This window comes from Pseudomonas sp. B392_1p (genome assembly GCF_052245235.1).
GTDB classification, from domain to species: domain Bacteria; phylum Pseudomonadota; class Gammaproteobacteria; order Pseudomonadales; family Pseudomonadaceae; genus Serpens; species Serpens gallinarum.
Genome location: NZ_JBQPXM010000025.1, coordinates 1 through 10,829 on the forward strand (window position 1 = coordinate 1; position 10,829 = coordinate 10,829).

General features: G+C 62.5%; 11 protein-coding genes. 3 read left to right on the forward strand and 8 right to left on the reverse strand.

Features of this window, described 5'->3' with window-relative positions; translation table 11 throughout:
• Positions 1-1,082: 1,082 nt before the first annotated feature.
• The 3 genes from ACTV8E_RS20490 (at position 1,083) to ACTV8E_RS20500 (ending at position 3,719) form a co-directional block, all read left to right on the forward strand.
• Positions 1,083-1,976: an enoyl-CoA hydratase/isomerase family protein gene (locus tag ACTV8E_RS20490; RefSeq protein WP_443200672.1), complete on the forward strand. Its 894-nt coding sequence runs from the start codon at positions 1,083-1,085 to the stop codon at positions 1,974-1,976.
• Between the two features lie 23 nt (positions 1,977-1,999).
• Positions 2,000-2,845, forward strand: coding sequence for an FAS1-like dehydratase domain-containing protein (locus ACTV8E_RS20495; RefSeq protein WP_443200682.1), 846 nt, complete (start codon positions 2,000-2,002; stop codon positions 2,843-2,845).
• An 88-nt stretch (positions 2,846-2,933) separates the two neighbouring features.
• Complete coding sequence (locus tag ACTV8E_RS20500) at positions 2,934-3,719, forward strand: HpcH/HpaI aldolase/citrate lyase family protein (RefSeq protein ID WP_443200673.1); 786 nt, start codon at positions 2,934-2,936, stop codon at positions 3,717-3,719.
• A gap of 249 nt (positions 3,720-3,968) precedes the next feature.
• Here ACTV8E_RS20500 and ACTV8E_RS20505 read toward each other — a convergent pair whose 3' ends face one another.
• The 8 genes from ACTV8E_RS20505 to ACTV8E_RS20540 form a co-directional block, all read right to left on the reverse strand.
• Positions 3,969-4,745, reverse strand: coding sequence for an SDR family NAD(P)-dependent oxidoreductase (locus ACTV8E_RS20505; protein WP_443200674.1), 777 nt, complete (start codon positions 4,743-4,745; stop codon positions 3,969-3,971).
• Entirely contained in the window at positions 4,745-5,551 is an 807-nt protein-coding gene (locus ACTV8E_RS20510; RefSeq protein ID WP_443200675.1) for an SDR family NAD(P)-dependent oxidoreductase, read from the reverse strand. The genes ACTV8E_RS20505 and ACTV8E_RS20510 overlap by 1 nt, the downstream gene beginning before the upstream one ends.
• Before the next feature lie 31 nt (positions 5,552-5,582).
• Positions 5,583-6,065, reverse strand: coding sequence for a VOC family protein (locus ACTV8E_RS20515; protein ID WP_443200676.1), 483 nt, complete (start codon positions 6,063-6,065; stop codon positions 5,583-5,585).
• A 5-nt stretch (positions 6,066-6,070) separates the two neighbouring features.
• Positions 6,071-6,784 (reverse strand): TetR/AcrR family transcriptional regulator, encoded by a 714-nt coding sequence (locus ACTV8E_RS20520; protein ID WP_443200677.1) that lies wholly within the window; start codon positions 6,782-6,784, stop codon positions 6,071-6,073.
• Between the two features lie 240 nt (positions 6,785-7,024).
• Positions 7,025-7,345 (reverse strand): 2Fe-2S iron-sulfur cluster-binding protein, encoded by a 321-nt coding sequence (locus ACTV8E_RS20525; protein ID WP_443200678.1) that lies wholly within the window; start codon positions 7,343-7,345, stop codon positions 7,025-7,027.
• A gap of 24 nt (positions 7,346-7,369) precedes the next feature.
• Positions 7,370-8,626, reverse strand: coding sequence for an NAD(P)/FAD-dependent oxidoreductase (locus ACTV8E_RS20530; protein ID WP_443200679.1), 1,257 nt, complete (start codon positions 8,624-8,626; stop codon positions 7,370-7,372).
• Positions 8,627-8,823: 197 nt separating this feature from the next.
• Positions 8,824-10,194, reverse strand: a complete 1,371-nt coding sequence (locus ACTV8E_RS20535) for a DUF1329 domain-containing protein (protein ID WP_443200680.1) — start codon at positions 10,192-10,194, stop codon at positions 8,824-8,826.
• A gap of 14 nt (positions 10,195-10,208) precedes the next feature.
• A partial coding sequence (locus ACTV8E_RS20540; RefSeq protein WP_443200681.1) for a DUF1302 family protein occupies positions 10,209-10,829 on the reverse strand: 621 nt, incomplete at its 5' end.

Genomic DNA, 10,829 nt, shown 5'->3' on the forward strand with positions numbered 1-10,829 from the left:
TAGCGAACGGTGGTGTCCAGACTCATGGTGAGGTCGGGGTTGCCGCTGTCGATGCTGAAGGCGTGCGCCTGATTGGCTGCCCCGATGGCCAGGCAGAGGCCGGCGAGCATGAAGGGAGCGGCCAGCGGAGTGCGAGCAGCGATCCTTTTGCGGTTTTGCATGTTATGCCCTCTTACTGTTGTTTTTGTTGTCACTCGAAGTGCGTGATCGTGTTGGTTTGGCGGTGTTGGCAAGGTTTCCTTGGGTTGCGGGGATGGTTTTCGTTGGGGAGCCCTGGGATTGCGCCGGCCCTGAGGGGCTGGCGCGTCGGCGCTGCTCGGGATTGGTAGCAGGAACAACTACGGCCCGTGATGCCAGCCAGGGGGCATCATGGCGATTGCCGGCTGGCCACATCGGGCCGGAGCCCGATGCCAGAGAGGATTCTTCGGGGGAGGATGCTCGGCAAGCCCACGGACTTTGCCGGGCCGGCCGGCATCCATGGAACGGATGTCCTTCGTCATGCCTATGACGAGGAGTCCGGCAATACGTGCCGGCACGCGATTCAGGCAGTCGATTCATGGCAGTTTCTTCTTGTAGAACCAGTATCTCTGCTGCGTCCCAATGACCATTACAGGCTATTTTTTGAATGGCGTTCATATAGGTGCACTCCATTTATATGAGTAACCCGCGCTCAGTGCAAGTGCCCCGTTTCATTTGCCGTGGCTAATTTCATACGACTGTTTCAATTGGCGGGGGCGTCTCAGGCGCCATGGAGCAGGGGCGGGCGACGTTCATGGGGTGCTCGCACAGTGCCAGTCTAGAGGGGCGCGCCGTTCGCCGGCGCCTCGCCGGAGCGCGTGCGCAGGGCCGGTGGGGATGAGGCTGTGGCCTAGTGACGCGGCGCTCGGCTTTGGTCTTGCCATGTCTGAGGATTATGCATTAATGTGAATATTGTTCGTAAATGTGAATATCTAGTGCGGGATTTCGCGTCGTCATGGAATACATACAGCAGATAGGGCTCCTGACCATCGCCGGTGACGCTGGCGAGACGTGGGCCTTGCGATCGAGCGCGCTCGAAACGCGGACTCCGTCGGGAGGCCCGCATGGCTGAGAACCTGGTTCGCCGGGAGCGCCGTGGGGCGGTCGCGGTGCTGACCTTGGAAGGCCCGCCCGTCAATGCGTTCAGCCTGGCCATGCGCCGTGAACTGCACGACGCCTTGCAGTGGGCCCGGGAGGATTCCGAGGTTGGCGCGCTGGTTCTGACCGGCAGCGGTCGCGGCTTCAGTGCCGGTGGCGATATCCGCGAGTTCGGCACGGACGCCGCTGCGGCCTCTCCGGGCCTGTCGAGCGATGTCCATGTGGCCATCGAGCGCATGGGCAAGCCGGTCATCGCCGCGGTGCATGGCTTCGCCCTGGGCGGTGGCCTGGAAACGGTGCTGGCCTGCCACTACCGAATCGCCGAGTCGGATGCCTCGCTGGCGCTCCCCGAGGTCAACCTGGCCACGCTGCCGCTGTCGGCGACACAACGTCTGCCGCGTCTACTGGGAGTGCTGCCGGCGTTGTACTTCATGGTCGAGGGGCGTCGACACCCGGCAGCGGAGTTCAGGAATACGATGCTGTTCGATCAGGTGGTGGAGCCTGGCCAGGGGCTGGCCACGGCCTGTGCGCTGGCCGCCGACCTGGCCGCCGTGCCCCTGGCGCCCGACGAGCTGGAGCAGCGCCTGGTGCGCCATCTTCCCGTGCCCGGCGCGGATCCCGAAAAGGAGCTGCTCGACGCCGGCCTGTGGCTGCTGCTGCGTCAGCCCGACTGTGTCGCTCAGGCGCTGCTGAAGGCCCTGGAGGCGGCGGTGCGCAGCGAGCATTTCGATGCCGGCCTGGACTGTGCCCGCCGGCTGTACGACCAGCTCATGGCCGGCGAAGACATCCGCCGTGCCCGCGATCGCTTTCTTTCCACACGGCCTGGGCGTTCGCCACGGGCAGATCACAACGAACCCTGAATCAAGGATCCGCTGACGTGACCATCGACGAACAGCATCTCAAGCAATGGATCGGTCGCCAGGAGCGGCAACGCGACCTGCTGGCGTCCGCCCCGCTCAATGCCCTGGCCGCCACACTGGATCGCGACGACGCGCCTTATGCCCAGGGGGTGGCGGTGCCGCCGCTGTGGCACTGGCTGTATTTCCTGCCCATCGCGCGGCAGTCCGCGGTGGGTATCGACGGCCATCCGCAGCGTGGCGGCTTCCTGCCGCCGGTCAGCCTGCCTCGGCGCATGTGGGCGGGAGGTCGGCTGAGCTTCCATGGCCCGTTGCCGGTCGGTGCCGAGGTGGAGCGCACCTCCACCATTCTCGATGCCAGCCACAAGAGCGGCCGCAGCGGGGAGCTGGTCTTCGTCAAGCTGGTGCATGAGCTGGCGACGGCCGGCGAGGTGCTGCTGCGCGAGGAGCAGGACATCGTCTACCGCGATCCGCCGCGTCCCGGCGATGCGCCGCCTGCCCCTCAGCCGGCACCGAGCGGGGCGCTGTGGGGTCGCCAGGTGCAGCCCGACCCGGTGCTGTTGTTCCGCTACTCGGCACTGACCTTCAACGGCCACCGCATCCATTACGACCGTCCCTACGCCATGCAGGAGGAGGGCTACCCCGGCCTGGTGGTGCACGGCCCCCTGATCGCGACGCTGCTGATGAGCCTGTTGCGCGACGAGCGTCCGCAAGCACAGGTGCGCTCTTTCTCCTTCCGCGCGGTACGGCCGCTGTTCGACCTGCGCCCATTCCGTCTGTGCGGCCGGCCCGAGAGCGACGGCAGCGTGCAGTTGTGGGCGGAGGACGCCGATGGCTTCCTGTGCATGGATGCACGGGCGGAGCTGGCCTGATGCATTCGCGCGAGCCACGCTGCCCTGACATGACGTGGGTGTTGATCTGGCTGCTGGTTATTGTTCTGACAATATTGAGTTCGAGGTGATGATGCGTTCCTACCTGTTCGTACCGGGCGACCGCCCGGAGCGTTTCGCCAAGGCGCTGGCCGCTGGCGCCGATGTGGTGATTCTCGATCTTGAGGACGCGGTAGCCGCGTCGAACAAGGCTATCGCCCGGGAGCACATCGCCAAGGCCGTGGAAGAGGGGGCCGAGGTGATGCTGCGCATCAACGGTCACGGCACCCCGGCCTTCGCCGATGACCTGGCACTGTTGCGCCGCCTGCGCGTCAAGGGCGTGATGCTGCCCAAGGCGGAGTCCATCGGGCCTCTGCAGGAGCTGGCCGCGGTCACCGACGCGCCTGTGCTGCCCTTGATCGAGAGCGCGCTGGGCCTGTGGCGGGTACTGGATGTCGCGGGTGGTCCGGGCGTCGAGCGGCTGGCCTTCGGCTCCATCGATTTTCAGGTGGATGCCGGCTGCGATGGCAGCGACGCGGCGCTGCTGCATGCGCGTTCGCAAATCGTCCTGGCGTCCCGGGTCGCTGGCCTGCAGGCGCCGATCGATGGCGTGTCTGTCGCCTTGGACGACGCCCAGGTGATCGCCGCCGAAGCCGCGCACAGCCGGGCACTGGGCTTTGCCGGTAAGCTCTGTATCCATCCGCGCCAGGTGCCGGTGGTCAACCAGGTGTTCACGCCCTCGGCCGAGGAACTGGCCTGGGCGCGCCGGGTGGTCGAGGCGAGCGAACGCTCGGGTGGCGCCGCGGTGTCGGTGGACGGCGCCATGGTCGACCTGCCGGTGCTGATCAAGGCCCAGGGTCTGCTGGCATTGGCGTAACGGCGAATCGGTTTCGCCGGCTCGTCACGGTTCATGTTTCAGATCGCCCGATGAACAGTTCAGGATGTGAATTGCGGAGGAGACACCCGCAAAGCACGGCGCCACGGGCAATCGGATGAACACTGTAGGAGCGAATTCATTCGCGAATGAATTCGCTCCTACAAAAGATTCTGTGCTACCTGTGAGGCTGTTGATGCACCAGCGCTGATTTCGAAACGGCGCTGGTTCTTCAACGGCCTGCTCGTCTTTTCAGCCGAACCGGGCGCGATTCAGCACCGGCCCGGCCGCGTGCTGGCCGCCGTCTCCGTGGATGACCTCACCATTGACGAAGGTACAGGCGTCGCCGGCCAGGAACAGCGCGGTCGCGCCGATGTCCTCGACCGGATCGCCCAGGCGCGCCAGTGGCAATTGTCCGATCATCAGGTCGATCACGGCAGGGCGTTGTTCATGGCAGCGGCGCAGTTCCGGGGTGTCCGCCAAAGGCAGCAGCAGGTTGCTGGCGATCTGGTAGCGGCCCCAGTCGAGGGCCGCCGTGCGGGTCAGCCCGACCAGGCTCCAGGCTGCGGCATTGTAGGCGGCCAAACCTTCATTGACGCCCTCGCCGTAGCGGTGACCGATGTTGATGATGCGCCCGCCGCCGGCGTTCTGCATGGCTGGCAGGGCGGCCTGCATGGCGGCAACTGCCGCCTGGATGCAGGTGAATGCTTCGGTAAAGCTCGCCGCCGACTGGCTTTCTAGTGGGCCGATGCTGGGAATCGGCAGCACGTTGTTGACCAGGACATCCAGGCCACCCAGTTGGGCGATGGCCGCTGTTACGCTTGCCCCGGCCGTTTCGTTCATCGGCGTGGCAAAGGCCAGGGCCTGGCCACCGCTGGCACGGATGGCGTGCGCCAGTTCCTCGGCGACGCTGGCATCCGGATCCAGCACCGCGACTCGTGCACCCTCGCGCGCGAAGCGTATCGCGATCCCTTGTCCAATCGTGTCGGCGCCCAGGATCAGCGCGTTTTTGTTCAGCATCTCGTTCATTATGTGTTGTCCTTGGCACTGTCGAGACCGTGCAGTTGTGGTAGTCCCAGCAGGTTCTGGCCACCGTCGATAAACAGCGATTGGCCGGTGATGAAACGCCCGGACTCGGCGGCGAGCCCGAGCACTGCGTTGCCGATATCCTCTTGCGCCCGACCATGACGGCGCATGGGGGTCTGCCTGGCAACGGCCTCCATCTTTTTCAGGTCGTCGCCGTAGAACGCTTCGTAGGCCGGGCTGACCCCGGAGGGCAGGACCATATTTACCGTTACATTGTGGCGACCCCACTCATTGGCCAGGGTGCGGGTCAGGCCGCGCATGCCTTCTTTGGTTGTGTTGTACGCCAGGCCGAATTTGCTGCCATAGACGCCATTGAGCGAGCCGAAGTTGATGATCCTGCCGCCACCGGCGCGGATGAACCATGGCAGGGCCGCCTGTCCCGTCCATAGCGAGGCGTAAACGCCAGAGTGCAATGCGACATCGAGCAAGGCATCGTTGACTTCGGAGTCCGCGCTGGCCAGTTCCGGAACCACCTGGGCGTTGTTGACCAGGATGTCGAGGCCGCCGAAGTGCTCTGCGGCCCGTTGCACCAACTGTTGCGCCTGAGCCTTGTCGGTCAGGTCGGCGCGTATGAAGATGGCTTCGGCGCCAAGCTGACGCAGCGCGGCGACGACTTTATCGCCCTTTTCCTGTGAGCGCCCGTTGACCACCAGTTTCGCCCCCTCCTGTGCGAAGCACCGAGCGATACCCTCGCCAAGCCCCTGGGTGGAGCCGGTGACGAGGGCGACCTTGCCGTTGAGTCGATTCATACTGCTCTCCACTGTGATGGCGCGATGGCGGTTACTGATCCTGCCGGTTCGCTGTGTTATCGATCCAGTTCGCCAGGCGTTCGGCGAGCCGGTAATCCGCCAGCTCGACGTAATAGCCGAGCTGTTCGACGGTATCCAGGTGAATGACGGCGGGCTGACCTTCCTCGGTCAGGCTGTCGATCGTCTCGAAGCACACTTCCACGCCGCCGGGTCGCTGCTCGAGGTTCGTCGTGGCATAGCCGAGGTGGAAGATGCCTTCGCCCTTGGCGGCCAGCCATTCGGAGGCACTGCTTTGGCCTTTGCCCGGTTCGATCATTTCCAGATACAGATCGCCCCAGCGGGCGAAAGCGTTGCGGTTGGCGATCTGTTGCAGCGTTCCCCGGTAGCGCCCCGTATAGTTGGTATCGAGCCGGCAGAACGGCCCTAACCCGAACAGTTGACGGTAGTGCTGCATGCCTGCGTTCAGGTCGCGCACGACCACACCGATCTGATAGAGCTTGCCTTCGACGTTCATGCCAATCATTCACCACTCAAACTGAGTGAATCGCGAGCGCCGGTGTCCGCATGGGCTCGGTCGCATGGATGAGGGGGCCGCTGTTCGCTCTGTATGCCTGTGCAGAAGAGTCGCGTGTACTGCTCGATGATGTGCCCGGTGTGGTGTTCGCGTTCGCGTTCGGGTTCGCGTTGCAGGCGCAGCGCTGCGCAATGGCACAGGTCGGTCAGTGCGCGTGCGGACAATGCGCAATCGACGTCGCTGCGTATCTCGCCTCGGGCTCGTGCTTCGTCGAACAGTTGCAGGAGCAGGGTGCGGTATTCGCGAGCCTGTACGCGGATGCTCGCCTGTTGTTCGGGGGGTAGATGGCGACGCTGTTCGGTGAGCACGATCATGCAGTCGCGGTGGGCCTTCATGTCGTGCAGATAAGCGTGAATGACGCGCCGGATCTTGTCGGCAAGAGCCGCTGCAGTGTCTTCCAGCAGCGGTCGCAGGCGCATCGTTGCCTCGCTGACGGCATACAGACAGACCGCTTCCAGTGCCGCTTCCTTGGTCGGAAAGTAGTAGTACAGGCTCGCCTGTTTCAGGCCCAGGCGGTCGGCAATGTCCTGAGTGCGGCAGCCGTGAAAGCCCTGTTCAGCGAACACCGCCGCGGCGGCCAAGAGGATTTCCTGGCGGCGGCGGTTGTATTTTCCGCTCGGCACCTTGTTTGATTCGGCAGGGATGTATTCTTCGCTCATTTCGAGAGATTATCGATAGATCAATAGAAAATCAATGGATCTATTGAAATATTGCTGGCCACTTTCCTAGTTCGCCGCGCTTTATGGGGCACGACTCACCTGACACCGTACCGGCAATAAAAAGTGAACCGAATCGTGGCAGGGGCTTTAGCCGCGAGCTTTGGCAGTTGACTGTTTTGCGGCTAAGGACGTTCTGAAATGGTCGCCATTGGGCACTGTGTTTTGCTGGTGCCTGTGGGCTTAGAACTGCGTCGGCGGTAACCTCACCACAAGGCCGTCCAGCTCCGGCGTGACGATTATCTGGCAGGTCAGACGACTCTCTTCGGTTACATCCACTGCACAACTGAGCATGTCCGTCTCGTACGATTCGGCTACCGGCATGTGCGAGCTGAAATCTGGTGCGACGTAGCCGTGGCATGTTGCGCAACTGCAATTGCCACCGCAGTCGCCCAGGATGCCCGGCACCTGATTGTTGACTGCAACCTGCATGACTGATTGGCCGACTTCCGCATGCACGCGCTGTTCGGTTCCATCGTGTTGGACGAATATGATCGTTGGCATTTCTGTTTCCTTGCGATGTGAGTGTCAGCTGTTGGGCAGCAGGTCTTTGAGTGGAAGGGAGTCGTCCGCCAGGCGCGAGGGGTCGACCTGGATTCGTTCGGTGATGAAGCGCTTGGCCAGCATGAATTCAGGCGGTCGGTTCACCGTATCAGCGGCCAGAATCAGACCTTCTTTCAGGTAGAAAGCCGAGAAGGAATCGTTCTGCGGATTCCCGCGAATGACCAACTGATCGTAGCCTTGGGAAAGGCCGACCATCTTCAGCTTCAACTCGTACTGATCCGACCAGAACCACGGAATGGACGCATGGGCCTTGGGCTTGCCGCAAAGCGACGAAGCGACGCAGCGTGCCTGTTCGAGTGCGTTGGGCACCGACTCCAGGCGCAGGCGCCGACCGAGTAGGGGGTTGGGGTGATTGGTGCAGTCGCCGGCGGCATGGATCTTCGGGTCGCTGGTTTGGCCGAACTCGTCGACCACGATACCGTTGTCGACACTCAGGCCAGCCTCGGCGGCCAGTTCCACGTTGGGCTCGAGGCCAATGCCGACGATGACCAGATCAGCCGGTACGCTGCTGCCGTCGATGCACTTGACGGCGCTGACTGCGTCGCCCGATGGATCCAGTTGCACATCCTCGACCCCTGTGCCCGTACGGATATCAACACCGGCCTCACGGTGACGCGTTTCGTAGAAGGCCGACAGTTCAGGTGCGGTCACCCTTGCCAGAACCCGGGGCAGGGCTTCGAGCACTGTTACCTTGAGGCCTCGCCTGACGGCGACGGCAGCTACTTCCAGGCCTATGTAGCCGCCGCCAACGATGACCAGGCGCATGCCTGGCTCGAACTGCTGACGGATGCGGTCGACGTCCTGCAACGTGCGCAGGTAGTGAAAGTTGCCTGAACGCTCGGCCTGCTCGATGTGCGGAATGGGCAATTGTCGAGGCCTGCCTCCGGTAGCCAGGATCAGGCGGTCGTATCGAACCTCTCTGCCATCGGCGAGGTGAACAGTGCCGTTGACTCGGTCGATTTTGCTAACCCGCACGCCGCTGATGGTTTCCACTTTGGCTTTTTCGTAGGTGGCTTGCGGCTTTATCAGCAGGCTTTGTGCTGTCGCCGTACCGGAGAGGTAGGCTTTTGACAGGGGGGGGCGATGGTAGGGGAGAAAGGGTTCTTCTCCGATTAGAAGGATGCTGCCTTGCCAACCGTTGTCTCGCAGGCTGGTGGCGAGCTCTCCTGCGGCATGGCCCGCGCCGACAATGACGGCAGCGAGCGAAGTGGATTCAATCATTCGGCACCTGACTAGAAGGCATTGCCTACAGGCAACTGTTGTTTTATGAACGTGATTTTAAATACTGAATTCGTTTTGTGGGGTGGTCAATTACTCGGCGGTGCAGACGCTGAGTGCACAGGGCTTTTGACGTCGATTCATCTGCCTCCGAAACAGAAAAACAGCAGCAGTCCCGCTCGGACTGCTGTCTGTACTCATCAACGCTGAGTTTGTCGTCCCAGTGACTCCGGTGTGTAGAATTGAATGGGCTGCATGCGGTCTTTCAGGAATGCGCCATTGCCTTTGCCGCCGGTGATGCTGGTGTGGTAATAGACGCCCGTAGCAAAGTCGTATATCCACATTGACGAAGCATGGGGAACCTGTTTGTCGTACATCTGGTAGGACGGCATGTAAATGCCCTTGGCCAGATTGCCCCCTGCATCCCAGGCATCGGACATGCCGGTGGAAGGGATGTCCTCGTCATAGTACAGGCGACGCTTGGGTTGCACGTGGCGCATCCCAGGCTTGAGCGTCAGCTCTACCACATTGACGCGGTGCAGCTCCCAGCGCATCACATCCGGATTCGGATGGTTGGTCCTCAGGAGGTCATCAGGCGTCGCCTGCATCCAGTCATAGGCGTTGTAGGGGATGATCATCTCCTTTTTGCCCAGGTACTTGATGTCGTAACGATCCTGCATGCCCGAGAACATGTAGACCTCGTCATAGAGCATGGCGCCACCGGAGGTTGCCACCGGGAAGTCGTATTGGGCATCCGGCGAGCGGCGTACGCGGCGCTGGCCGGGCGAGTAGTTCCAGGTGGCGTTGGGGCTCTTGACCGGGTTGACGTAGAACCGCAGCAGGTTACCTTCGCCCACGGTACGGGCAGGAGCGTTGTAGATGTTCATCTGAGCCCGATAAAGCCCGATGGACGCAAACTTCTCTACGTCCAGTTCCCTGTTGTAGTACGGGGCGTCGGTAAGCAGATCGATGCCCGCAGTCAGCACTCGGCTGCCTTTGGCATCGACGTACCATCCCTTACCGGAAAGCTTGAGCGATTCCCCCTGGTTGTGCAGTGCCGCGTTCCAGACCACCTCGTTGCCGGTCTTGGGAATCGGGAAGGGGACGCCGCCGAAGCAGCCTTCCAGTGCAAGGCCATCTTCGATGGTCTTGCAACGGGTGGCGTTGGCGATGCTGTTCTGCTGGATCCAGTCGGAATAGTTGGCGCTGCGCCGGCTCGGGTAGACCGTGATGCTGTAGCTGTCCGGAAAGCGTTTGATCAGTTCCTTGGTGCTTTCGGAGAGCTGATGGGCGTACTGCTCCACATTCTGCGCGTTGATGACGAACAGCGGCTTGTCGTCGGCGTAGGGGTTGGCCCAGTGACCCGAGTCGGGCTTGAAGCCTGCCGGATTGGTCGAGGTCGGCAGGCCGCCGGTGTAGGCCGGGATGGTGCCGGCTGCGTTGCCGGCGATTTCGGCGCCCCAGGGGGTGAGGGTCTTGCCCAGCTCGGCGGCTTCCTGCGGGGAGACGGCGGCATGGGCTGCACTGGCAGTCAGAATGGCCGCGGCCAGCGTGGTAATGCGAAGTTTCATTCAGGAACTCCCGATCAGAACGCGGTTTGGTAGGTGAGGATCAGGGTGTCGCGGTCATGCAGATACGCGAGGCCACTGTAGGAATCTACTCCGCCGAGCGTGCCGGTGCGGCCGTTGCGGAAGGTGTAGGCCAGATCGAACTGGTGCTTCATCTTTCCGGAGAAGTACTCCACGCGCGGGCCGATCTTGGCCAGGTAGGAGTCTTCCGGCGGGATGCCGGCGCCCGCTGCGGCCGCGTTGCCGTACAGGCCATAGGTCACGAAGGTCACCAGGGAGACATCGACGCTCGGCAGTACCTGTTGCCAGACCGGGGTGAAGGCCACGCTGAAACCGAGTGCGTCCTTGGTCGAGCAGCCACGCAGCAGTTCCTTGTCCGCACAGCGTCCGGCCACCGAACCGCCTTCGCTTTCACTGGCGTTGAAGTGATCCTTTTGATCCGTCACCTTGACCAGGTGCATGTAGTCCAGTTGCGCGGCGATGGAGCCGTTGTCGAAGAAGGCATTCTTGTTGAGGGTAACCGCGCCGCTGAGCAGGGCATGAACGGTGTCGCCACGGGCACCATCCAGGTTGGACGGTTCCGGTTGGCCAACAGCGATGTACGCCCCCACAGGGTGCGACGAGTTCAGCGGCATGTT